This window comes from Streptomyces nigrescens (assembly GCF_027626975.1).
Taxonomy (GTDB): domain Bacteria; phylum Actinomycetota; class Actinomycetes; order Streptomycetales; family Streptomycetaceae; genus Streptomyces; species Streptomyces nigrescens.
Map to the genome: position 1 here is coordinate 6718439 of NZ_CP114203.1, position 23763 is coordinate 6742201.

19 protein-coding genes and 2 pseudogenes are annotated in these 23763 nt (G+C 74.2%); 7 read left to right on the forward strand and 14 right to left on the reverse strand.

The features are described 5' to 3' along the window. Nucleotides 1-86 precede the first annotated feature (86 nt). Complete coding sequence (locus tag STRNI_RS29815; RefSeq protein ID WP_277412351.1) at nt 87-1106, forward strand: hypothetical protein; 1020 nt, start codon at nt 87-89, stop codon at nt 1104-1106. Between the two features lie 555 nt (nt 1107-1661). Here STRNI_RS29815 and STRNI_RS29820 read toward each other — a convergent pair. The 4 genes from STRNI_RS29820 to STRNI_RS29835 are packed head-to-tail and all read right to left on the reverse strand — an operon-like array spanning nt 1662 to nt 5100. Further along, nucleotides 1662-2348: a TetR/AcrR family transcriptional regulator gene (locus STRNI_RS29820; protein ID WP_037741874.1), complete on the reverse strand. Its 687-nt coding sequence runs from the start codon at nt 2346-2348 to the stop codon at nt 1662-1664. Nucleotides 2349-2396: 48 nt separating this feature from the next. Then, on the reverse strand, nt 2397-3494 hold the full coding sequence (locus STRNI_RS29825) for a PDR/VanB family oxidoreductase (RefSeq protein WP_277412352.1): 1098 nt from the start codon (nt 3492-3494) through the stop codon (nt 2397-2399). A 1-nt stretch (nt 3495) separates the two neighbouring features. Next, the gene (locus tag STRNI_RS29830; protein WP_262042603.1) at nt 3496-4410 is read right to left on the reverse strand and encodes a metal-dependent hydrolase; all 915 of its coding nucleotides are present in this window, start codon (nt 4408-4410) and stop codon (nt 3496-3498) included. A 54-nt stretch (nt 4411-4464) separates the two neighbouring features. Next, entirely contained in the window at nt 4465-5100 is a 636-nt protein-coding gene (locus tag STRNI_RS29835; protein WP_277412353.1) for a TetR/AcrR family transcriptional regulator, read from the reverse strand. Between the two features lie 90 nt (nt 5101-5190). On the opposite strand from STRNI_RS29835, the gene STRNI_RS29840 reads away from it, so the two are divergent. Beyond that, nucleotides 5191-5613 carry a DUF4345 domain-containing protein gene (locus STRNI_RS29840; protein WP_159488481.1) on the forward strand — a complete coding sequence of 141 codons (423 nt, stop codon included), beginning with the start codon at nt 5191-5193 and terminating at the stop codon, nt 5611-5613. Between the two features lie 12 nt (nt 5614-5625). On the opposite strand, the gene STRNI_RS29845 is transcribed toward STRNI_RS29840, so the two are convergent. The 4 genes and pseudogenes from STRNI_RS29845 to STRNI_RS29860 form a co-directional block, all read right to left on the reverse strand. Further along, nucleotides 5626-7605 (reverse strand): hypothetical protein, encoded by a 1980-nt coding sequence (locus STRNI_RS29845; RefSeq protein WP_277412354.1) that lies wholly within the window; start codon nt 7603-7605, stop codon nt 5626-5628. 98 nt (nt 7606-7703) lie between these two features. Then, the gene (locus tag STRNI_RS29850) at nt 7704-7934 is read right to left on the reverse strand and encodes a DUF397 domain-containing protein (protein WP_018090162.1); all 231 of its coding nucleotides are present in this window, start codon (nt 7932-7934) and stop codon (nt 7704-7706) included. A gap of 50 nt (nt 7935-7984) precedes the next feature. Further along, nucleotides 7985-11113: an alpha-N-acetylglucosaminidase gene (locus STRNI_RS29855; protein WP_381845822.1), complete on the reverse strand. Its 3129-nt coding sequence runs from the start codon at nt 11111-11113 to the stop codon at nt 7985-7987. Nucleotides 11114-11285: 172 nt separating this feature from the next. Then, a pseudogene (locus STRNI_RS29860) lies at nt 11286-11474 on the reverse strand (histidine kinase); the annotation flags it as partial. Between the two features lie 316 nt (nt 11475-11790). Between STRNI_RS29860 and STRNI_RS29865 the strand changes: the two are divergent. The 3 genes from STRNI_RS29865 to STRNI_RS29875 are packed head-to-tail and all read left to right on the forward strand — an operon-like array spanning nt 11791 to nt 14190. Continuing rightward, the gene (locus tag STRNI_RS29865) at nt 11791-12600 is read left to right on the forward strand and encodes a GNAT family N-acetyltransferase (protein ID WP_277412355.1); all 810 of its coding nucleotides are present in this window, start codon (nt 11791-11793) and stop codon (nt 12598-12600) included. Continuing rightward, nucleotides 12597-13484 (forward strand): lysophospholipid acyltransferase family protein, encoded by an 888-nt coding sequence (locus STRNI_RS29870; protein ID WP_266448231.1) that lies wholly within the window; start codon nt 12597-12599, stop codon nt 13482-13484. Before STRNI_RS29865 ends, STRNI_RS29870 begins: the two co-directional genes overlap by 4 nt. Beyond that, complete coding sequence (locus STRNI_RS29875) at nt 13477-14190, forward strand: DedA family protein (protein WP_109889247.1); 714 nt, start codon at nt 13477-13479, stop codon at nt 14188-14190. The genes STRNI_RS29870 and STRNI_RS29875 overlap by 8 nt, the downstream gene beginning before the upstream one ends. Nucleotides 14191-14197: 7 nt before the next feature. Here STRNI_RS29875 and STRNI_RS29880 read toward each other — a convergent pair whose 3' ends face one another. The 6 genes from STRNI_RS29880 to STRNI_RS29905 all read right to left on the reverse strand — a co-directional run bounded on the left by STRNI_RS29880 (nt 14198) and on the right by STRNI_RS29905 (nt 20867). Then, nucleotides 14198-14827, reverse strand: coding sequence for a winged helix-turn-helix domain-containing protein (locus tag STRNI_RS29880; protein WP_266448237.1), 630 nt, complete (start codon nt 14825-14827; stop codon nt 14198-14200). Nucleotides 14828-15231: 404 nt separating this feature from the next. Beyond that, nucleotides 15232-15921 (reverse strand): rhomboid-like protein, encoded by a 690-nt coding sequence (locus STRNI_RS29885; protein WP_229838561.1) that lies wholly within the window; start codon nt 15919-15921, stop codon nt 15232-15234. Between the two features lie 13 nt (nt 15922-15934). Beyond that, the gene (locus STRNI_RS29890) at nt 15935-16852 is read right to left on the reverse strand and encodes a DUF6891 domain-containing protein (protein ID WP_159488487.1); all 918 of its coding nucleotides are present in this window, start codon (nt 16850-16852) and stop codon (nt 15935-15937) included. Between the two features lie 182 nt (nt 16853-17034). Further along, on the reverse strand, nt 17035-18057 hold the full coding sequence (gene glnII / locus STRNI_RS29895) for a glutamine synthetase (RefSeq protein WP_018090153.1): 1023 nt from the start codon (nt 18055-18057) through the stop codon (nt 17035-17037). A 204-nt stretch (nt 18058-18261) separates the two neighbouring features. Beyond that, nucleotides 18262-19398: an ARPP-2 domain-containing protein gene (locus STRNI_RS29900; RefSeq protein ID WP_277412356.1), complete on the reverse strand. Its 1137-nt coding sequence runs from the start codon at nt 19396-19398 to the stop codon at nt 18262-18264. Next, nucleotides 19395-20867, reverse strand: coding sequence for a hypothetical protein (locus tag STRNI_RS29905; protein WP_277412357.1), 1473 nt, complete (start codon nt 20865-20867; stop codon nt 19395-19397). The genes STRNI_RS29900 and STRNI_RS29905 overlap by 4 nt, the downstream gene beginning before the upstream one ends. 311 nt (nt 20868-21178) lie before the next feature. Between STRNI_RS29905 and STRNI_RS29910 the strand changes: the two genes are divergently transcribed. Continuing rightward, nucleotides 21179-22087, forward strand: coding sequence for a Gfo/Idh/MocA family protein (locus tag STRNI_RS29910; RefSeq protein ID WP_159488490.1), 909 nt, complete (start codon nt 21179-21181; stop codon nt 22085-22087). Between the two features lie 92 nt (nt 22088-22179). Then, nucleotides 22180-23742: pseudogene (locus tag STRNI_RS29915) on the forward strand (AMP-binding protein). Nucleotides 23743-23763: the final 21 nt, after the last annotated feature.

The following is a 23763-nucleotide window of genomic DNA, read 5'->3' on the forward strand; positions in this document are numbered from 1 at the left end:
GCGGTGCGGCCTTGACGCTGACGCAGCGGCAACTTGGACGATGACGCCGTACGGCAGACACGGTCAATCCACCGGAGGCATTCGTCATGTTGCGCGGCAAGGGCATCCATTACGACACCGGCACCTTTCCCAACGGCGACACGTCGCGCCCCGTCTTCGACGTTCGGGACGTCGAACGGGACATGCGTGTCGTCGCGGAGGACCTGCACTGCACCGCTGTCCGTATCACCGGGGGCGATCCGGACCGTATCGAGGCTACGGCGCGGTACGCGGCGGAGGCGGGCCTGGAGGTCTGGTTCTCGCCGTTTCCCTGCGAGCTGTCGAACGCCGAGATGCTGCCGCTGTTCACCGACTGCGCCGAGCGGGCGGAGCGACTGCGGCGCGACGGCGCCGAGGTCGTCCTCGTCACCGGCTGCGAACTCAGCGTGTTCGCCCGCGGATACCTGCCCGGGGACACACTGAACGAGCGCATTCCGGTCCTGGCGGGCCCCGGCCGCGAAGCCGCGCTCCAGGGCATCCCCGACAAGGTCAACGCCTTCCTGGGGGAGGCCGTCGACACCGTGCGGCCCCTCTTCGGCGGACGCGTGAGCTACGCCTCCTGCCCTCTGGACGGCGTGGACTGGGCCCCGTTCGACATCGTCGGCCTGGACGCCTTCCGTAGCCTGCGCAATGCGGCCACCTACCGCACCGACCTGCGCAAGGAATGCGGCCACGGCAAGCCCGTCGCCATCATGGAGGCCGGCTGCTGCACCTACCGGGGAGCGGGAGAGCACGGCGGCGCCGGCTGGTACATGGCGAGGGAGGCCGACGGCGTCACCCTCAAACCCGGCCTGGTGCGCGACGAGGGCGAGCAGGTCCGCTACCTCGACGATCTCATGACCGTCTTCGAGGGGGAGGGCGTCGATTCCGTCTTCTGGTTCAGCTTCGCCGGTTTCAGCACACCCCACCGGACATCCGGACCGGACGAGGACCTCGCCTCCTACGGCATCGTCAAAGTCCTGGACGAGCACAGCGGCTATCCCGCCGACAAGCGTGCCTACCCCGATATGCCGTGGGAACCGAAGCGGGCGTTCCACGTACTTGCCGCCCGCTACGGGGCGCGCTGAGCTTCTTCGGCCCGCGTCTTCGGCTTTCTCGCCGTTGCGCCTGCGGCGGGCCGGTCCGCTGCGCGGGGCTGTCGGGGTGCGGTGACGGGCCTCCGGGGCAGGGGTGTGGGACTGCTTCGCTTTACGTCCCACACCCCTACCCCTCCGGCCCGTCCCCTCCCGTTGGTGGGTGGGAAAAACGGCTGGTGGGGGTGCCCGCCGGTGGTCTGGTGCTCCTCGCGAAGCAGGAGTGAATCGCCGCCTACGGACGCCCGCCCCCACTCACCGTCACTGACTCCTCCTACGGGAGGGGACGGGCCGGAGGGGCAGGGTTTCCGGACGTAAAGCGAAGCAGTCCGGAAACCCTGCCCCGGAGGTCCGTCACCGCACCCGACAACCACCCGCCCGCCGCAGGCGCCACGGCGAGGCACTCGCAAGCGTCACCCGAGCCCACGCCCCGCGCAGCGGACCCGCAACGGCGAGGCACTCGCAAGCGTCACCCGAGCCCAAGCCCCGCGCAGCGGACCCGCAACGGCGAGAAGCAAACACGGCCGGACAGCCGAAAACGTAGGAAGCCTAAGCAAATCTCCCTAGGCGGAGCACAAGATCCGCGAACATCCCGTCCGCGGGCTCGTCGGCCAGGACGCGGCGGACGACCTCGGCCATCTGGTCGTCGTAGGCCGCACTCACCGCCGCCAGCGCAGCGAAATCGTGCACCAGCTGCCGTTCCAGCTCCGCGCGCGGTACGCGGCGGCCGTCGAGCCACAGCAGTGCGGTGGTCTCGGCCAGGGAGACCCAGGAGCGGACCACCAACTCCAGCCGGGGGGCGGGGTCGGGGATGCCGAGATGGGCGAGGATCTGTTCGTAGGCGGCCTGCCGGACGCTGTCGATCATCGCGCCGGTGCGGGTCGAACCGATCGCGGGGCCGCCGCGCATCAGTGCCGAGAAGCCGGGGCCGTGTTCGGCCACGAAGTCGAAGAACCGCTCCATGACGCGCAACAGCCGGGCGCCGAGCGGGCCTTCGTGCGGCTCCACGAAACGGGCCGTGAGCTCCTCGGCGGCCCGTCGCAGCGCGGCCTCGTACAGCTGCTGCTTGCCGGGGAAGTAGTGGTAGACGAGCGGGCGGGAGATACCGGCCGCCTCGGCGACCTCGTCGATCGACACATCCTCCGGGGAACGGTGGCTGAAGAGGTCGAGTGCGACAGCGATCAGCTGCTCACGCCGCTCCTCGACGCCCATTCTGCGGCGCGTCCCGGTGGTCATACGGGTCACCCTAACGACCTGGGACGCGGCACGGAATCGCCGGTGGAATCACAGATCGAGCACAAGACGTCCACCGCGCGCCCGGGAGACACAGATCAGCAGCGAGTCGTTGCGCTCGGTGTCCGTCAGCAGGTCATCGCGGTGGTCCACCTCTCCGGACAGCACCCGCTGTTGGCAGGTGCCGCAGAATCCCCGCTCGCAGGAGTACGGCAGATCGGGCAGCGCCTGGTCGCGGATGGCCCGCAGCACACTGGTGTCCGCGGGCACCGCGACCGTACGGCCGGTGCGGTGCAGCTCGACCTCGAACGGCGCGTTCCCGCCCGCGGGGGAGGGGGCGGCCGCCGTGAACCGTTCGGTGTGCAGGGTCAGTCCCTCGGTCACGGCCGGCAGGAGGGCCGCGACCGCGTCCATCAGGGGCTCGGGGCCACAGCAGTAGACGGCCGCCTGTGGGGGCGCACCGGCGAGCGCCGCCGCCAGATCGGGCCGTCCGTCCTCGTCCTCGGCGACCACCGTCAGCCGGTCGCCGTCGGCCCCCGCCAGCTCCTTGAGCTCCGCCAGGAACGGCATCGAGGCTCGTGACCGCCCGCAGTACAGCAGCCGCCACGGCACCCCCGCCCGCTCGGCCTGCCGCACCATCGGCAGGACCGGGGTGATGCCGATGCCGCCCGCGAGGAAGACATAGGCGGGGCTGTCCCGGAGCGGGAAGCGGTTGCGGGGGCCGCGGACCTCGACGACCGTCCCCTCGTGCAGCCGCTCGTGCACCTCGCGCGAGCCGCCCCGGCCGTCCTCGATCAGCCGGGCGGCGATGGTGTAGGAGTCGGGCTTTTTTGCGGGCTCCCCGCAGAGTGAGTACTGGCGGACGGCTCCCGAGGGGAGGAGCAGATCGAGGTGTGCGCCCGGCTCCCAGGCCGGAAGGTCCTCGCCCGCCAGGCGCAGCCGGATCACGCCCTCGGCCTCCTCCGTACGCTCCACCACTGTCAACTGCCGGGTCTCCGGTGCCTTGCGGCCCTGCCCGGAGACCGGGTGTTCCAGCGCGGGCAGCGGCCACAGGGGGGAGGCCCGGACCCGTCGGCGCAGCGCGCGCCGGGCGGCCAGTGCTGCCGCGGCGACCAGTACGACGGTGCGTACGCGGGGTGTCCGGGGCATCTCAGGCACCTCCGGTGGTACGGGCCTCGGCCGCGGTCGCGGCGGGGGAGGCGGCGAGATAGGCGACGGCCTGCTCGGTGCTGCCGTGCTGGGAGGGGTGGTAGGTGCGGCTGAGGTACTGCGGGATGGAGCGGGCCATGGCCCCGGTCGTCGGGAGCACGCCCCGCCGTCCGGCGCGGACGAACTCCGGGAAGCTCGCCTTCCCGTCGGCCAGGGACGGGTCGTTCGCCATGAAGAAGCGGGTGCCGCGCTGCCACAGGAAGACCAGCGCGGTGAACGCCGTGGCCCAGGTGCGGACCCGCCGCCGGTAGCCGCCGTCCAGATGGACGAAGAGATCGAAGGCCACCGAGCGGTGCTCGACCTCCTCCGCGCCGTGCCAGCGCAGCAGGTCCAGCATCGTCGGATCGGCGCCCTTCGCGTCCAGCGCCCGGGCGTTGAGCACCCAGTCGCCGAGGAACGCGGTGTAGTGCTCGATGGCGGCGATCAGCGCGACCCGCTCCAGCAGCCACCACCGCCGGGCCCGGCCCGGCGGCAGGGTGCGGTCGCCGAGCAGCTTCTCGAAGAGCCAGTCGACCTGCGCGGTGTACGGGGCCGGGTCCAGCCCCTGCTCCTTGAGGTGCGGCAGCACCTCGTCGTGCGCCTGCGAGTGCATCGCCTCCTGGCCGATGAACCCGATCACGTCCTCCCGCAGCCGGGGGTCGCGGATGTACGGCAGCACCTGCTTGTAGACGTGCACGAACCAGCGCTCACCGGCCGGCAGCAGCAGATGCAGGACGTTGATGGTGTGGGTGCTGAACGGGTCGCCCGGTATCCAGTGCAACGGGGTGTCCGCCCAGTCGAAGGCGACGTTGCGGGCCTTCAGCGGGGTGTGCTCGGACGCGGCCGGCTGGGGCCGCAACGAGGCCGTATTAGACATGGCGTCAATGTACTGGTGGGTAAGGAGTGCCGGTACCCCTTGGGCGGGGAAACCTCAGGGCGTGGGACGGGCGTCCGCGGGGCTCTCCTCGTCACCGGTGAGCAGCCGGTCGGGATCCATCACCGGCCGCAGCGCCCCCAGCAGCGCGCCGACGCACATCTCCCGCAACTCGGTGCGGCTGAACGTCTGATGCGTCAGCCAGTCCACGCAGAGCGTGCGGACGAACACCAGCCAGCCCATCAGTGCCGCCGACACCGGCTCCCCGGGGCCGTCGCCGAGCCCGGTGGAGTCGAGCAGTCGCCGTCGCAGCTCGGTCAGCTCATCGGTGATGACGGTCTGGATCACCGGGTCCCCGGCGAGCACCCGGTTGGCCGCGAGCACGGTGTTCCGGTTCGTGGCGAAGTAGTCGATGTGCGCGTCGAGTCCGGCGCGCAGCTGCTCGCCCACGGGGCGGGCCGGATCGAGTTCCGTGCGGGTCAGCAGCCGGTCCGCGGCCTGCTGGTAGACCGCGGCGAACAGATCGCGCTTGTTCGGGAAGTAGCGGTACAGCAGGGCGCGGGAGATGCCGGCCCGTTCGGCGATCTCCTCCATGAACACCTCGTCGTACGGCTTCGCCGCGAAGAGCTGCGCTCCGGTGTCGAGCAGCTGGCTGCGGCGCTCGGCGGGGGCGAGCCTGCGGCGTGGGGGCATGGCTACACGTTACTTGACACCTGTCCAGTAACGGCCGTACGTTCCCGGCCAGTAGACAGGCATCTACTAACGGGGAAAGGGGACCGGGCCATGGCCGGACTTCTCAAGTGGCTGGCGCTGGCGATGGGCGCCGCCTGTGTGGCGATCGGCGCGTTCCACTTCGCGCTCGGCATCGACTCGGTACCGGGGGAGGGCTCGGCGGGTGCCACCGTCGACAGCCGGGAGCGGTTCTACGGGGCGGTCTTCCTCGGCTACGGTCTCGCCTGGATCTGGGCGGCACGGCAGTCGCCGGTCCCGGCGAGGGCGGTGCGGTGGCTCGCCGGCATCTTTCTGCTCGGCGGACTCGGCCGGCTGCTGTCGATGGCCGTCCACGGATCGCCGCAGGGGTTCCAGACCGCCCTGACCGTCCTCGAACTCGCCCTGCCGCCGCTGTACTTCTTGCTGGCTTCCGCCGATGAGCGGGCGGCGACGGCCCGGCCCTCGCCGCGGCGGGCCGAGCGCGTGCATCTCTAGGCCGGAGCCCCCTTAGCGGAGCGCCTCGATCCGTCGCCCGTTCGCCAGCCGGCCGGTCAGCTCCGCCCGTTGGCCCGCCTTCGCCGGGACCGCCAGCAGCCGCCCGGTCACCTGGCCCGGGACCCCGCCGGTCGCCGTGACCGAGCTGACCTGGCTGCTGCCCGCGGCCAGCAGCCACCACCGTTTGTCGGCGGCCTTCCACAGCACCCCGGCCAGCACCCGCGGCGCCCGCGGCCCGCAGGACGTACCGCCCTCGGCGCGCGCCGCGACCGTGCCCGGCGCATACGGCTGCCCGCCCGGCGCCGGTGTCTGGATCTGCGCCATCGTCCGGCTGCCCGGCCCGCGCCAGGTCTCGGCGCGGGTGCACAGCCAGGCCGCGGTGCCCGCGCCGCCGGGCAGCGGCTGCCGGGCGAACTCCCAGGAGTTGACCGAACGGACCCCCTGGCCGCGGACCACGGCCAGCTGGCAGGCCGTACGCGCCCATGCCGTCCGGGCCTTCGGGGTGGTCACGTCACCGGGCTTGCGCGGGCTGCCGTACGTCAGCCGCGCCGGGATCAGCTCCCCGAGATCGGTCAGCAGCCGGCCGCCCATCCGCAGCGCCGGCCAGGTCGTGCACTGCGCGGTGGGCTGTGCCGTGGGCACCGGATCGGTCACCCCGCCCGCCCCGACCGCCACCGGCTGGTCCACCGCCTCCGGCTTGACCAGGTCGACCAGCCGGGCCGACTTCACCCAAGGGGCGGTCAGATAGCGCACATTGCCCTGCGTACGGCTCACCACGAGCGCACTCGCCGAAGCCGCCGCCGCGCCGTCCGTACGCGCGAAGTCCAGCGCCGCGCCCGTGCCGTCGCTCTGCCCCTCGCCGTCCGCCGCCTCCGCATAGCGCACCACCCGCAGGCCGTCGTGGAAGAGCACCACCACGGCGTGGTTCACCACCCCCGCGAACAGCAGCTGGGCCGGACCGGCCGCCGGGCCTGCCGGGGTGCCGGGGGTCGCCGAGACCTGCACCCCGGCCCCGGGCCTGGCCCACACGGCCAGTGCCCGCCGCAGCAGCGCCCGGTCGTGGACCCGGTCGCCGCGGGCGGGCCAGGCCGAGAAGTCCTGCCGGGCGGCGCTCTTCCATGCGGCCGCGGAGGTCACCGTCAACTTGCCCGGGTTCAGGGCCGCTTCGGCCGCGGCGTTCTGCGCGTACGGCGGGGCGGCAGCGCCGTCCGGGCCCCAGCCCTCGCCCGGCAGCCCCAGCAGCGCCCCGCACACCAGCACGGCCGCGCCCGCCGCCAGCACCGCCCGGCCGTGCTGCCGCCGCCGGATCAGATCCGTCGGCCTGGCCTGCAGCGCACAGGGGTCGAACTCCGCCGACTCCAGCAGCGAACGGTCCCGGCTCCCGGCCGGTGTCGTGGCCCGCTCCGCCTCGTCCAGCGCCTCCCGGGGGTGCGCCACCCCGGCCGCCTCCAGCACCCGGCGGGTCTCCGGCGCGCTCAGCCGCTCCAGATCGCGCAGCACGAACGCCGCCCGGCCCGGCCCGGACAGCGCCGACAGCGCCTGGTCCAGCGCCAGTTCATCGGCGCCGCCGGAGCGCGGGAAGAGCCGCAGACCCCACACCTGGGGGAGCAGCGGCGGCAGCGGCAGCCACCGGCGCGTCCGCCCGCCGGCCAGGGCGGACCGCAGGACCCGCAGCCGGACGAAGGCGTAGCCGGGGTCGATCGCCGCGTCCGCGCCGGTGCGCTGGGCGGGCAGCCCGAGCCCGCGGGTGGAACTGCGCTGGCGCGGCAGGGCCCGCTGCACCACTCCATGGGCGGACAGCACCCGGCGGCCGCGGCTCTGGCCGGGCGGCAGTACGAGATAGGCCAGCCGGACCAGGCGGGGGTAGTGCTCCACCAGCGCCGCCTCGGCCTGCTCGACGTCGATGACGTCACCGAAGTCCTCGACGCTGCCGGGGGAGGTGCGCTCCGGACGCCGGGGTGTCGCCTGCTGCTGTTTCTGCTGCTGCTTCACGTTCGGTGAAACGAGTGAATCCTGTGATGGTCACCGGCCCTCCCGGCACCCCGAGGGGTGGCCGTGAGGGCCGGTGGAGGCTGCCGGGGCCGGCGGCTTCAGCGCTGGAGGTCGAACTCCCCGTCCCGTGCGCCGAGGACGAAGGCCCGCCACTCCGCCTCGGTGTAGCGCAGCACCACATCGGGGTCCGTGGAATTGCGCATGGCCACCGCGCCCCGCTCCAGGAAGGCGATCTCCACGGCCTCCTCGGAGTCGCCGGGGGCGCGCTGCCAGGTGGCGTCGGAGATGTCGAGGGCGTAGAGCCACTCCTTCTCAGCTGCGGCACTCATACCGTGATCCCCTCGCTCGTGGTCCGTTCCCGGCTCAGCGTACGCGGCGCTCAGACGAGCTTCCAGCGGCGGAATGCGGCCGTCCCGCCGTCCCCGGTGGCCGAGTTGGCGGCCGACTGGTGCAGCCCGGTGTCCTGCCGGGCGGCGGCGCCGGGGACGGTGACGGTGGCGATCTCGCGCCAGGTCGCGCCGTCGTCGGTGGAGCAGGCGCCGGTGTAGGTACCGGAGCCCGCGGTGTCCTTGCCGCGGGTCAGCCGGAGCAGTACGGGCGCGGTGATGCCGGTGAGCCGCCGGTAGGTGTCCAGGGTGCCGTCGCCGTTGGCGTCGTAGGACAGCACCACGCCGTTGGCGGGCGTCACGGACAGGTTGAGGAAGCCGAGGGCGTCCGCGGAGCCCGGGGCGGAGGGGGTGAGGCGGTTGCGGACGACGATGCCGGCGCGGGCCCAGGGGCCGGTCGGGTCCTGGGCGGTCACCTCGACGGTGACCGTGCCGCCGGCGGTGAGGGCGCCCGGCCGGTAGACCGCGCCGAACTCGGCGGTGGCCTTCCACAGGTCCGCGCCCGCGCCATGGATGGCGAAACGGTCGTCCAACTGGCCGAAAACCGCCGCATTGGTGGTGACCGTCCGCAGCGCCGGGTCCAGAGGCCCCGCCACGAACAGGGTGCCGTGCCGTGCCGTACGGACCCGCGGCGCGCCCTGCGGGCCGTAGTCGACGGTGAGGTCGTAGGGGAGGGGGCGCAGGGGGTTTTCCAGGGGGCCGGGCGGGGCGGTGACCCGCCAGTGGGCGCGGCCGGTGCCGCCGGGCGGGACCGAGGGCAGCGATACCGGGCCCGACGCGGTGGCCTCGACACCGGCCAGTGCGAAGTCCACCCGGCCGGTCGCCCGCAGCCCGTTGACGTTGCGCAGCGCCGCGGTGACCGTGGCCCGGCCGCCCGGCGGCAGCGCGGCCGGGTCGGCGGTGACCGTGAGGGTGCCCTGGTAGGGGGCCTTGGCGAGGGTGTCGTGGACCCGCCGCGCGGTGCGGTGGGCGTCGGTCGTCGGGCGCAGCGGATGGCTGGTGCGGGCGCGGGTCCAGGGCTCCTCCGTGGCGTACCAGTCGAAGGTCTTCGGCGGCCGGTCCGCCGCCAGGGCGTCCGCTAGCTCGTCCAGGTATGCCTGCCACTGCGGGAGGTGGACCTCGCCGATCAGGCCGTGCCAGTCGCGGTTGGCGTAGTTGGCGAGCGAGCCGCCGTCGGCGGTGGCCCGGTCCGCCCAGGTGGTGATCAGCGCCCGGGCGCTGTGCTCCAGCCGCGCCTCCTCCTCGGGGCCGGTCGCCATGGCCCGGGCGTCCGCCAGCCACGGCCCCAGCAGGAACTGCCGGTGGGCGCCGGTGACCTCGTCGCTGAGCCGCATCAGCCGCAGCCAGAGTGCGGACAGCGCCCGGAAGGTGTCCCGGTCCTTGCGCCGGTAGGCGTCCTGGAGCTGCCCGATCAGCTGCCAGGACCGGTTGGCCAGCGCCTGCCGGGCGGCGTCCGTCAGGTCGTGGCGGTAGGCGTCGCTGCCGCGCAGCGCGGGGCGGACCGCCAGCAGCGCGGCGAACGCGGTGTCGAAGACCGCCGGGTCGAAGGCCGGGGTGTGGGTGGCGTAGACGGTGCCGGAGCGGGCGGCCAGGTTCGGGCGGGCGGCGAAGACCGAGTCGTGCGGGCGGCCGTCCTTGCTGGAGATCGCGTAGGTGCTGGTGCGCAGCGCGGCGAACGCGGCGCGGGCGTGGTCGTCGGGGGCGCCGTAGCGGAGGTCGGCATAGCCGTCGAACCACGCCTCGCGGTCCACCGGGCGCTCCCGCCAGGCCAGTTCGCCGAACAGCTCGCACGCGGCCGGGTCGCGCTCGGCGGCCTCCGGCATGTACGCGGTCCCGACGAGCCGGCTGCCCGGCTTGTCGCGCCAGGCCGTGAAGCGCTCGGCCCAGATGTGGGTCTTGGCGCCGAGGGTGGTGCGGCCGCCGAAGTTGGGGATGGAGCCGAAGGCGTACGGCACCCCGCCCCAGTCCCGCTCCCGGTCGGTGACCGTGTCCAGGTCGCTGAGGCCGTCCACGATCAGCATCCGGTCGTGGTCGACGGCGTCCAGCAGCTCGCGCCGCGGGTTGTCCTGCCAGCCCAGGATCACCCAGGTCGCCCCGGGGCGGGCGGTGCGCAGCGCCTTCTCGACCGCGCGGGCGGCGTCCGGCACCGGCACGTCACCGGGGTCGCCGCCCTCGTGCAGCAGATCCATCTTGAAGTGGTCGGCGGGGCCGAGGAGTTGCTCCTGGTGGCGGTAGAAGGCGGCGGCGACGGCGGTGAAGGCGTCGGTGCGCGGATCGAGCCAGTCGGGGCGCTTGAGACCGGCCCAGGTGCCCTGCGGGACGGTCCTGGCCCCGGGGTTGCGGGCGACGAAACCGTCCGGGACGGTGCCGAAGTAGCCCGGAAGTACGGGGCGCATGCCCAGCTCATGCAGCCGGCCGGTGATCCTGTGCCCCAACTCGGCGCGTTTGGCGATCAGTTCGGGGCTGGTGGGGCCGCCGTAGCCGCTCATGTTCTGCAGCAGCCACCACGGCTGGTGCGAGGGTGCCGGGAGCCAACTGCGGGCCTCGGCGTCGGAGTAGCCGAATCCGGTCAGCAGCCGGTGGTAGACGGCCTCGGTGCCCGGGGTGACCAGCACCTCGTTGACCCCGCGCAGGGCCAGCGCGTCGATCAGCCGCTCCCAGCGCGGCCAGTCCGCGTACGGGGCGGTGTAGCCGTCGTGGGTGTCGTTGAGGGCGAAGCGGTGCGGCAGCGAGGTGGCCCGCTCGACGGGGGCGGCCGGGGCGGGCAGCCGGGCGGGCAGCTCCACCTGGTCGCCGGCCCACGACAGATGGGCCCGGCAGGTGTATTTGAGGTACCAGTTGACGCCGGTCAGCAGTACCGCGGGAGTGGTCCCGGAGACCGTGATCCGGCCGGTCCGGCCCGCCACCCGGAAGCGGTCGCCGTCGCCGTCCGGGGTCAGCGGCTCCAGCGCGAACTGGTCGGCGTGCCGCGGCAGCAGCCGGGCCAGCGCCGCCCGTGCCGGTGCGGTGTCGTACGCGGGTGCCCGCTCCTGGCGCCGGGCGGACGGCGCCCCGGAGGCGGCAGCGGGGGCGGCCCCGCCGAACGCCGCCCCGGCGCCGATCGCTCCGGCGGTTCCCAACAGTGCGCGTCGTGACGGTCGGCTCACGTGTGCCCCCAGTGCTCGGTGCTCACAACGGTCCCGTGCGCAGGGCACGCTAACGGTCGGCCAGCCGCGGTCCAAGTAGGCCGGCACCGCCGGCACCCGCCGGTTGTCGTCGTCCGACGGCGGCAGCTGGAGCTTGGCGAAGATGTCACGCCGCCGACTCCACCGGCGCCGCCACCCGGCGCGGCGGGGCCACCGCCACCTCGACCGGGATCTCCATCCACTCCCGGGCCCGGGCGAGCAGCTTCTTCGCCCGGGCCGGATCCTTCTCCACCAGGGCCTCGATGGTGCCGAGGCTCATGCCCATGGCCACCAGCCGCGCCTGGGCGCCGTCGTGCAGCCCGGCGACACCACGATCAGCACGAACAGCGTGACCGACCCAGCTTCACGGCGAGCGCGATCCCCGGCCCCCGGGCCGCGGCGACCAGTGTTCTGCGGACCCTCATCCGTTCGCTCCCTGGGCTTCACGCGCCCGGCCGTCGGACACGGGAACAGTCTGCCGCGTAGAGAAGGGCCAGGTCATGGGGTTACGTCCCCGGCAGGGGTGTATCCGGCACCACCGTGGAGCGCACCGCTCGCCCGCAGCCCCACTGGCCCCCGTTGCCTCCACCGCCCGTCGACTCCCACAGCCTCCCCACTCCCCATGGAGGGCTCTCATGAGCATGGCATCGACCGCGTCCGCCGCCGTCCCCCGCACCGCTCCCACCCCCGCACCGGCAGCCACCCCCGCCACCCCCGCCGCCCCCGCCGACCCCGGCTACACCGCGGAGATCGCCGACACCCGCGCACAGATCCGCGCCGCACAACGCCTGCGCCACCAGGTCTTCGCCGGGGAGATGGGCGCCACCCTGCACTCCCCGCTGGCCGGCCATGACATCGACGCCGTCGACGAGCTCGCCGACCACCTCATCGTCACCCACACCGCCACCGGCGACGTGGTCGGCACCTACCGGCTGCTGCCGCCCGGCCGCAGCCCGCGGCTGTACTCCGACGGCGAGTTCGACCTCGGCGCCCTGGCGGAGCTGCGCCCCTCCCTCATCGAGGCCGGCCGCTCCTGTGTGCACCCCGATCACCGCAGCGGCGCGGTCATGACCCAGATGTGGGCCGCCCTCGCCCGCTACACCCTGCTCTCCGGCCACCGTTACCTCGCCGGCTGTGCCTCCGTCCCGCTCGCCGACGGCGGTACCGCCGCCGCCCACGCCTGGGAACTGGGCCGGACCCGCTACGCCGCACCGCCCGAGCTCCAGGTCACCCCGCACCACCCCTGGCACACCACGCTCCCCGTCCCCGGGCGTCCCAGCCTCGCCCAGCTGCCGCCGCTGCTCCGCGGCTATCTGCGCATCGGCGCCGTCATCTGCGGCGCACCCGCCCACGACCCCGAGTTCGAGGTCGCCGACTTCTTCGTCGTCCTGGACATGGAACGGCTCGGCGACCGCTACCGGCGCTACTTCCTGGGGGAGCGGTGAACGGCCCCTTCGACGTCCGGTCCGACTGCACCCCGGACTGCGCGGCGCACGCCCTGCCGCGGGTACCGGCCACCCATATCGCCCGGCGCGGCGCCGCGTTCGCCCGCAGCGTGCGGCGGGCGCTGACGGACGGCGCGCGGATGGCCGAGCCGGGACGGCTGCGGACCCACGCCCGCGCGCTGCTCGACGCGCTCGGCATCCACGTCGAGGGCGCGGCCCCGCTCACCGTCGGGGACGGCCCCGGCACCCTCGTCGTCGTCAACCACGTCTCCTGGCTCGACATCCTCGCCCTGCTCTCCGTCGAACCGGTCACCCTGCTCGCCAAGCGCGAGGTCGGCGGCTGGCCGGTCGTCGGCGGCCTGGCGCGCCGAGCCGGTACGCACTTCATCGACCGCACCCACCCCCGCCGGCTGCCGCACACCGTGCGGGAGGTGTCCGAACTGCTCGGCGCCGGACGGTCGGTGGCGGTCTTCCCGCAGGCCACCACCTGGTGCACCGCCGAGGCGGGCACCTTCCGCCGGGCCACCTTCCAGGCCGCCATCGACGCGGGCGCGCCGGTCCGCCCGGTGACCCTCGACTACACCCAGCAGGGCCTGCCCAGCACGGTCGCCGCGTTCTGCGGGGAGGACACCTTCGCGGGCTCGCTGCGCCGGGTGCTCGCGGCCCGTGCCCTGACCGTACGGGTCACCGCGCATCCGGCGCTGACGCCGTGGGACGGGGGCCTGGACCGGCGGGAGTTGGCGGAGCTGGCGGCCCGGGCGGCGCTGCGCGGCCGCCCGGTGACGGCGGCGACGGGCAGCGGCGCGCCGCGGCCGGGCGCCGCACTCCGGCCCGCCGCGCCGGTGCCGCACGCCCCGCCGCGGGACGCTCCGGCCCATGTTTGAGCAGCTGGACCAGCTCACCGCGCCCCTGCAGGGCATGCTGGGCTCGCCCTGGCTGTGGCTGGTCGTCCTGCTGGTGTCCGGTCTCGACGCGCTGCTGCCGTTCATGCCGAGCGAGACCACGGTCGTCCTGGTCGCCGTGCTCATCGGCCCCGACCCGTCGCTGCTCGCCCTGCTGGCGGGCGTCGCGGCGGCCGGGGCGCTGGCCGGGGACTGTCTCGGCTACGCCGTGGGGCGGTACGCGGGCCCGCGGGCGAGCGCCCGGCTGCTGCGCGGTGAGCGCGGCCGGGCCCGGCACCTCAGGGCCCGCGCCAAGGTCGAACGGAACGCCGCGCTGCTCATCATCGCGGGCCGTTTCGTGCCCGGCGGCCGGGTGGTCGCCGCCCTGTCCACGGGCAGTGTCCGCTTCCCGCTGCGCCGCTTCGTGGTGCTGGACGCGGTGGGTGCGGGCATCTGGGCGCTGGGCAGCGCGGCGCTCGGCGGGCTGGGCGGTGCGGCGCTCACCGACTCCCCGGCCAAGGGGATGCTGCTGGTCTCCGGCATCGGGCTGGTGGCGGCGTGCGGTGCGGGATATCTGCACCGGCGGGGTGCCACGGCGGACCGGGGTACGCCGAAGCGGTGCGGTCCCCGTGCGGGAGCGGTGTCCGGCCGGGCGGGGGAGCGGCTCCCCGCCCGGCCGGGCCTGCGGCGGCGGCAGGAGGGTGTCTGACCCGGCCTCAGATGCTCGGCACGTACTTGTAGCCGACCCGCCGCACCGTCACGATCGACGACCGGTGCTCGGCGCCCAACTTGCGGCGCAGCCGGGCGACATGGACGTCGACGGTGCGGCCGTCACCGACATGCCCGTAGCCCCACACCGTGGTCACCAGCTGGTCGCGGGTGTGCACCCGGTGCGGATGCGCGACCAGATGGGCCAGCAGCTCGAATTCGAGGTAGGTCAGGTCCAGCGGCCGGTCCTGGACCTGCGCGGTGCGCTGTTCGGGGTCGATCCGCACGAGCGCGTCGCCGGTCGTCGCGGGAGCCTCGGGCCCGGCGGCCGGCTGCGGAGCGGTGGCGGCGGCCTGCTCGGCCGGGACGAGGACGAGGTATCCGACCATCGGCGGCTGGCCGGGCAGCGCGGGCAGGCTGTGCTGGGGCGCCGGGAGCCAGGTCGCGCCGGAGTCCAGCAGCTCGGCGACCGAAACGGCGGTCCGGTGCGCGGCGCCCGCGTCCGGGGTGGTGGCGGGTGACGGGAGGGCCTCGTCGGGTGCCACGGCGCGCAGCCGGTGGCGGTGGGCGTGCGGTGCGGGAGCGGCAGGGAGGGGGGCCGTCGCGGAACCGGCGGCCAGGGTACGGAGGTTCGTCATCAGGAGTCAGCTCTTTCGCGCAGAGGGGCGTCGGGGACGTCATGCGCGCGGGCAGGGCTAAAGGCGCCGGTCAACGGCGTCGTGAGGCGTGTGCGGGCCCGCGCTCAGTGCGCGCGGCAACACAGACGGTCGAAGGCGTGCGCCTGCCGGGAGGGCCAGAAAGGCTCCAGGTCGCTGCGACCTGTCGCGGTGTCGGTGAGGCTGGCCATGGCCCTATTGAACCAGACGGTCGGTGTTCTGTCCCTCGTGCGGAGCCTCGTGTGACGCGATTCCGCCGCGCCGGACCCGCACCGGCGCCGTGACCGGCGGCGATCGGGGCCCGACTCGGCTTCTCCGCACCGGAGTTGGCGACCGCGCAGCGGGGGAGGGTCATGGCCGGAATCCGATGCGCGGCGCTCTGTCTCCTATGCCTGGTTCGCTCCCGCTCCGTCCCCGCCCGTCCGGCTGCGCATCCCCGCGCCCATCGCCACCCCGAGCACCAGGGCAGCCAGATGCCCGGCGTCGGTGAACGTCCGCCCGCGGCGCAGCACGGGAACGGCCGCCAGCGTCAGCAGACCGGCCGTCGCCGCCGCCCGGACGCCCCGGTGCGGGACGGTCGCGGCCAGCGCGCCCACCGTGGCGTTGAAGCCGTAGCTGGCACCGACATCGAGGGCCTGTGCGGTCGTGTCCGACGGGGCGTCCCCCACGGGCGCCTGGGCGGGGCGGCCGTGGCCCCGCGCCCGCAGGCCCGCATAGACCAGCAGGCTGGCCCCGATGTGCCCGGCCGCGAACACCCCTGCCGCGCGCCGGGCGCCCCAGCGCACCTCGGCCGTACCGAGGGCGGCGAGCAGGGCGGCGCCGTACGGCACCGGCAGCGGATGCTCGACGAACGCCGCGCTGGTGACCAGCGTCCGCCACCGGCCGGCCCGCAGATTGGCGACGTTGGTGGAGTGCGCGCGCAGCAGCTCCGTGCGCCGCCGGGCGGGCAGCCGCGCGGTGGCGTACGCACCGAGCTGAACGGCCCCGACATACAGCGGCGCGGCCCAGGGCACGGCGGCGCGCCGGACATCCGGTGCGGCCCGCCGCGGAAGTCCGCCGGGCAGGACACGCGCCATGGCCTTGTGCATCTCAGGCCCCCGCCGGCAGTCGCTTGCGCCAGTCCAGCGGGGTGACGTCGATGACCCGGTCCGGATCGCCGTCCCACTCCACCGGCAGCCCCGCCGCGGAGAGCGCCGCCGCCACCGCCTGCCCGACCTCGGCGCGGTCCGCCCCGGAGGCCTCCCCGTCCTGCGCATACGCGCCGTACCGGACCGCCAGACCGTGGCCCGCCGCGGCCGACTCGGTGTCCTGGTAGTGGAAGAAGACGAAGCCCCGGTCCCCGTCGGCGCGTTCGGCCGCTATCTCGCCCAGTGCGCAGTTGCTGCAGCAGCTGAAGTGCATCCGCGCGGTCAGCCCCTGGGAGTCCAGCGCGGCGAAAGCCCGCGCGACCCGGTCGGCGTCGGTCACCTCGGGCCACCCCGCCTGCTCGGCGAGCCGCTCCTCCCACAGGCCCGCGACGATCCGCCGTGCCTCGTCCGGCGAGACCGGGGTGTCCTCGGGGCCGAAGGAGTCACAGACGTCCTGCGCGATCTGCGAGAAGTCCCGGAAACCGGAGCGGATGCCCTGACGGGCCCGTTCCTCGGCGGCGGCCCGGGTCTCCGGGGCCAGACCGGGCGTCGCGTACAGATCGGCGGGCTGCCAGTCGAGCGCCGTGCGCCAGGTCTCCCCGCCGCGTGCCCAGTCCAGGAAGACCTCGACGACCTGCTCGGGGTCGTCGCTGTGCGCGCGGAAGTGCCGCTCCGGCGCGCCGTCGCGGTACTCCACCTGGAACGGCCCGTCGCCGTCCCGCCAGGTCTGCACATAGACATGTGCCTCGTCGGGGCAGCGCCCGGCGACCACGAAATGGTCGTCGTCGGCGCCGATCCGGCGCAGCAGCCCGGTGAGTTCCTCGGCGGCCGGGCGGGACCGGACCGGACCGGTCTCGGTCGTCACGGTGATCGCAAGCATGTCCTCAGCCTGCCAGCCGCCACTGACAAACGGCCCGGAGCTGTCGCGTCCGCCGCCGGCCGCCGCGCCCGGCATGCGGAGGGACGGCGCCACCCCGGCATGCGGAGGGGCCGGACCATGCCGGCCCGGCCCCGCTCACCCGCTGTACCGCTCTTCCGGCGGTGTCAGATCTCCCGGTGGTGTCAGATCTGCTCGCGGCGCGCCAGCTCGGTGCAGCAGGTGTCCACGATCAGCCGGGTGACCACATACGGGTCGACGTTGGCGTTCGGCCGCCGGTCCTCGATGTAGCCCTTCTTCTCGACCTCGACCTGCCAGGGGATACGCACCGAGGCGCCGCGGTCGGAGGCGCCGTAGGAGTACGCGTCCCAGGGGGCGGTCTCGTGCGCACCCGTCAGACGGTCCTCGATGCCGGTGCCGTACTGGCGGACGTGCTCCAGCGGCTTGTCGTCCTGGCCCAGCGCCTCGCAGGCGGTGATGATCGCGTCGTAGCCCTCGCGCATCGCCCGGGTGGAGAAGTTGGTGTGCGCGCCCGCGCCGTTCCAGTCGCCCTTGGCCGGCTTGGCCTCCAGCGACGCGGTGACACCGAAGTCCTCCGCCACGCGGTGCAGCAGCCAGCGCGCCACCCACATGTGGTCCGAGACCTCCAGCGCGGGCAGCGCGCCCACCTGGAACTCCCACTGGCCGGGCATGACCTCGGCGTTGATGCCGGACAGGCCGAGGCCCGCCGCCAGGCACAGGTCGAGGTGCTTCTCGACGATCTCCCGGCCGAAGATCGCGTCGGCGCCCACTCCGCAGTAGTAGTCGGCCTGGGGAGCCGGGAAGCCGCCGCCCTCGGGGAAGCCGAGCGGCCGGTCGCCCTTGAGGAAGGTGTACTCCTGCTCGATGCCGAAGATGGCCTCCTGGTCCGCGAACTTCTCCGCGACCGGACGCAGCAGCGCACGGGTGTTGGAGGGGTGCGGGGTGAGGTCGGTGTGCAGCACCTCGCACAGCACCAGCAGGTGGTCGCCGCCGCGGATCGGGTCCGGGCAGCTGAACACCGGCTCCAGCACGAGGTCCGAGGCGTGACCTTCGGCCTGGTTGGTGCTGGAACCGTCGAAGCCCCACCGCGGCAGCTTGCTGCCGTCGGTCAGAATCTTGGTCTTGGAGCGGAGCTTGGCGGTCGGCTGGGTGCCGTCGATCCAGATGTACTCGGCCTTGATGGTCACGGGGTCCTCTTCACGGTCGGTGCGGGTACGGTGCGGGCGTACTCACGCACTCTCGCAACGCGCCATTTCTCGTCCGTTGCCCGTTTGTGAACCACAGGTTACCGAGCCGGACATCCAGGCTTTTCCAAGGTTTTCTTCGCCGCCTACCTGTGATTGCTTGCCTTGACGGGGCTGTCTTCCCGCTATTCCGATGTGACGCAGACCTCAGGCGTGCTGCTTCAGCAGCCCCTCGAACCCCAGACGCCTGATCCGGCGGGCCAGCTCCTCGACGGTGATCCCCATCGCCTCCGCGGTGCGGCCGAGATGCCACTCGTGCGCCGCGAGCCGGTGCAGCACATGGCCGCGCCGGACCTGCTTCTCGGAGAGCCGGAACGTCTTGAGGTAGACGACCCGCCCCTTCTCGTCCGTGATCGTCTCGCCGATGTGCTGGGTGCGGTGCAGCGCGAACGGCGGCAGGAACCGCGACAGCCGGAACCGGCCCATCCGGTACACCTCCCGCACGTCGTAGGACTCGTCGAGCAGCTCGCCCGCCATCAGGCCGGCATGCTGGTCAGCCCACTCCTGCTGCCGCCGCTCGGCGGCGGACCGCAGCTGGGCGAGCGAGTTGATGTACTCCGCCGTGATCCGGGTCGTGAACTCCGGCACCGGCCCGCCGTAGAGGGCGTAGTGGTACAGCAGCTCCCCGTACAGGTCCTGCAGGAGAGAAGCATGCAGGGCCCGGTAGTCGTCCGGGTGCGGCACCACGAAGGCGGCCGCGAGCGCGTCGGCGACATATAGCAGCACCCCGCACTGCTCCGGATGGATCTCGAAGACCCGCAGCGCGTCGTCGAGACCGGGCACCGCCTCGCCCCGGTACGCCCGCTCCGCACGCGGGGTGAGCCCCTCGTACACCGCCCGCCGGGTCCACTCCTCCCACACGATCGACGGGCCGCCGAAATGCAGCGCCAGATAGCCGTCGAGCGCCAGATGGAGCGGCAGGAAACGCAGCGAGCCCGAGGAGCCGCCGGACGGGCGGCCCTTGCCCCGTCGCTTCTGGGCGAGTTTGCGCGGAAAGTGCAGCGGCGCACACGCCACCGGGCCGCGCCCCTCGGTCAACTGCGAGCCGTAGGCGGCCGCGGGCGATCCGTCCCCCGTCCAGTCCGCCACGAAGCCGTGCGGAAGGTAGGTGGTGGAGTACGTCGTGCGGCCGTCGGCCCGCACCGTCGCCGGCCCGTCCTCGTAGAGCTCGCGGTGCAGCCGCAGACCGGCGACCGGCTCCGCACGCACCAGCGGGACCAGCCGGACCGCGCCCCACACCTGCGCCGGGCGGACGGTGAGCCCGCTCAGATCCAGCCTGCTCATACCGTCACACCCGCCTCGTCCGTCTTCTCCGCCAGGAACTGCCGCACCCGGTCGTCCAGATGGGCCCGCAGCTCGGCCAGGCCCGTACGGCCCTCCGCGAACCGCGCGAGCTGCACCAGCGCCGGCAGGTCCTCCGCATTGCGCACCCCGGCCGTCGGCACCGCGGCGGCCAGCCGCCGGACGGCGAAGTCCTCGGCGTCGTAGACCGGGTTGAGATGCACGACGGAGGTGCGGTGCTCCGGGTCGAGGCGGGTCCGCCAGATCCGCAGCACCTCGCCCGCCAGGCCCGGCGGGGCGTTGTCCCACCCGTCGGAGACGATCACCAGCCGCTCCGGTGCGTCCTCCAGCGCCTCCAGCAGCCGCATACCCAGGGGCGTCGGCCCGTACGGGTACGCGAGCAGCGCGTCCTGCCGCCCCGACGTCCACCGCGGCAGATAGCACTCCGCCAGCGCCTCCAGCAGGAAGTGGCAGGCCAGCGCGGTCGCCAGCGGACGGCGCCGCTTCTGCCGCGAGCCGGTCGTGGAGAAGCTGTCGTCCAGGACGGCGGCCACCCGGCCCCAGGTCCCGGCCTGCGCCCCCGCCGTACGCCGCGCCGCGGCCCGCAGCGCACCGGTCAGCTCGGCGCGCCGCGCGGCCCGGTCGTCGAGCGACAGCCCGAGGACGTACGAGGCGAGCCGGGTCAGCGGCATCCCGCGCAGATCGGTGGGCACCTCGGCGCGGTGCGCACGGGCCGACTCCTGCACCCGCAGCCGCTCCAGCCGGGTCATCCGAGGCGCGATGCGCTCCAGGAAGGCGCGGCGGCCGATGCCGTGCTTCGAGGCGAACCCCTCGGCGACGGTGAACGGCAGCTCGTACAGGGCGCCTTGCTCGTAGTGGGCCCGCCGCCAGGCGTCCAGCAGCGGGGTGGCGAACCGCGTGCGGCGGCCCGGCGCGAAGAGGAAGTCGCCCAGCTCGCCGTCGCCGTCCTTCCGCTCGCCGCCCCGCCCGCCGGTCAGTGGCAGATGCGCGTGCCGCGCGGCGCACTTGAGGCCGGCGCGGTACTTCACCGCGTCCAGCGCCGGGTCCGGGCGCGCGGCGAGCCAGTCGCGCACGATCGCGCGGGTGCGCCGGTTGTTGACCTTGGCGGCGCGCAGGGCACGGAAGAGACGGTAGACGCGGGGCGCCGGCAGCCGCGCCAGCCGGGCCGCGATCAGCCGCCCCTCGGCGCGCCGCTCCTGCGCCGTCGCCTCGCCCGCCGTCTCCAGCAGCCCGCGCACGATCAGCGCCGCATTGTGGTCGTTGATGTCCAGCGCCAGCGAAGCGGCATACAGGGGGCGGTAGTTGATGCGTACGTACGCGTGCAGGAAGTCCAGCGACAGCTGCTGCTCCTGCGCGCCCGAGTGGAACTCCCGCTGCCCGGTGGACGTGATCGCGGCATGCACGAACAGCAGCACGTCCTCGGCCGCCACCAGATCCGCGGAGCTCTCCACGCGGCCCTCCCCCGCCCGTCGTCGGATGCCGGCCGGGGAATGGGGGCACGAGCAGCGAATCGTTGCTTTGCAGAGCAGGTCCGGAAGTCGCACCGGAGTCCCGCGGCCGGCCGGTGCAACCTAACACCGGCCGGGCGGGCGGGGCACGGGGATTAAGGGCCTGTCCGATGGGTCATGGCCGGGTCCGCGGCGCATCGGACAGGCCCTAACGCCTGTCCGGCGGCCGGCGCCGTGGGCCCGCCCCGGAGGGACCCCACGGCACGGGCGACGAAATCGGCGCCCCGCCCCGCACCCCGGGAGAGACTGGCCCCATGACGACCCTGCGCATCGGACTCCTCGGCACCGGCCCCTGGGCGCGGAGCGTCCACGCCCCCGCCCTCGCCGCGCACCCCGGCGTCGAGCTCACCGGTATCTGGGGGCGCCGGCCGGAGGCCGCCGCGGCGCTGGCCCAGGTCCACGGCAGCCGCCCGTACGAGGCCCCCGACGAGCTGTTCGCGGACTGCGACGCCGTCGCGTTCGCCCTGCCGCCGTCCGTCCAGGCCCCGCTGGCGGTCCGCGCCGCCGAGGCCGGCCGCCACCTCCTCCTGGACAAGCCGGTCGCCACCTCGGTGCCCGAGGCCCGCGCCCTCACGGATGCCGCCGACCGCGCGGGGGTCGCCTCGGTGGTGTTCTTCACCGCGCGCTTCGGGGAGCAGGAAGGGGAGTGGATCGCCGCCCAGGCCGCGGCCGGCGGCTGGTTCACCGCGCACGCCGACTGGCTCGGCTCGGTCTTCGCCGACGACAGCTCCAGCCCGTACGCCGATTCGCCCTGGCGCCGGGCGAAGGGCGGCCTGTGGGACGTCGGCCCGCATGCGCTGTCGGTGCTGCTGCCGGTCCTCGGGGACGCGGAGGCGGTCACCGCCACCCGCGGCCCGGCCGACACGGTGCTGCTGACGATGCGTCACAGCAGCGGGGCGGCGAGTACGGCGACGGTCGGTCTGGCCGCACCGGCCGCGGCCGCCGGTGTCGAGGTCACCCTCCGCGGCACCGCCGGCATCACCACCCTGCCGCGCCGCCCGGGCGGCCCCGAACCGGCCTACCACCGCGCCGTCGACGCCCTGCTCGCCGCCGTGGGAACAGGTCTGCCGAACGCCTGCGATGTCCACTTCGGCCTCCGGGTCACCGAAATCCTCGCGGCGGCGGAGGAGAAGCTGAGCCCGCTCATGCCTCAAGAGGCATGACTACATGGCGGAATTGGTCGTGGAGGGCATGAGTGAGGGTCCGTAGCGTCAGGACCGTCACCCGCCCGCACCGGCCCAGGGAGCCCCACGCCATGACGTCCGCCACCGGCTTCACCAGCTATACCGACGCCCTTCTCGCCGTCCTCGCCCGCGACCCGTCCCGGGCCGTACTGACCACGGGCGACGGCGGCGACGCGCTCACCGCCGGTGCCCTGCGCGACACCGTCCACCGCATGGCGGCGGTGCTCGCCGGCCGGGGCATCGGCCGCGGCCGGACCGTCGCTCTCCTCAGCGGCAACCGCCCCGAGGTGCTCGCCGCCCGCTACGCCGCCAACCACCTCGGCGCCCGGGTCGTCTTCCTCTACGACGGTATGGCCGCCGCGACCCTGGCCCGGATCGCGGACAGCGCCGAGACCGCCCTGCTCCTCGTCGACCCGGCCCTCCACGGCACCGCACGGCAACTGCTCGGCCACCTCCGGGGCCCGGCCCCCGACGTCATGACCCTGGGCGGGGAGCCCGCGGCCGGCGGCCTGGGCCCCGACCTCCTGGCCGCCTGCGCCGCCCTCCCCGCCACTCCCGAAGTGCCGGGCGCCGCCCGTCCCGAGGGCGACTGGTGCATCCGGCACACCGGTGGCACGACCGGCATCCCCAAGGGAGTGCGGATGGCGCACGCCCCGTACGCCGGGATGATCCTGCACCACCGCATGGAAGCCGCCGGCGACCCGCCCCGCTTCCTCGCCTGCACCCCGCTCGCCCATCTCGCGGGCGTGCTGGCCGATGCCACCCTCGCGGCCGGCGGCACCGTCGTCCTGCACCGCGCCTTCGACCCCACGGCCGTCCTCGCCGCCGTCGCACGCGACCGCATCACCCACCTCTGGCTGCTGCCCCCGCTCCTCTACCGCCTCCTGGACGACCCCACCCTCCCCGCCACCGACCTCAGTTCCCTCACCCGCCTCACCTACGGCGGCTGCGCGGCCTCGCCGTCCCGGCTGGCGCGGGCCGCCGAGGTCTTCGGCCCGGTGCTGTTCGGGGTCTACGGCATGTCCGAGGCGATGACGATCACCGAGGCCCGTCCGGAGGACCATCTCCGCGCCGGGCCCGGCGGCCGGATCACCGTCGGCCGTCCGCTGCCCGGTGTGACGCTGGCCGTGCGCGACGCGGACGGGCGGGAGGTGCCGACGGGGGAGCGGGGCGAGATCCACGTACGCTCGGCCGGGGTGATGTCCGGCTACTGGAAGCAGCCGGAGCTGACCGCGCAGGCGCTGCCCGGCGACGGCTGGCTGCGCACCGGTGACGTCGGCATGCTGGACGACGACGGCCGGCTCTAGCTCGTCGACCGGGTCAAGGACCTGATCATCGTCGTCGGCGGCCATGTCCACCCGGCGGAGGTCGAGGACCTGCTGCACACCCACCCGGCGGTCGCCCACTGCGCCGTCTACGGGGTGCGCGGACCGGACGAGACCGAGGAGGTGCATGCCGCGGTCGTCCCCGCCCCGGGCCACCGGGTGGACCCCGCCGTCCTGCGCGCCTTCGTCACCGAGCACCAGGGCGCCCTGTACGCCCCGGCCGTCGTCCACCTCGTCGACGCCATCCCCCTCACCCCCGTCGGCAAGCCGGACAAAACGCAGCTGCGCGCCCTGGCCGCCGCGGTCTGACCAAAGGCCGTCGGCAAGGCC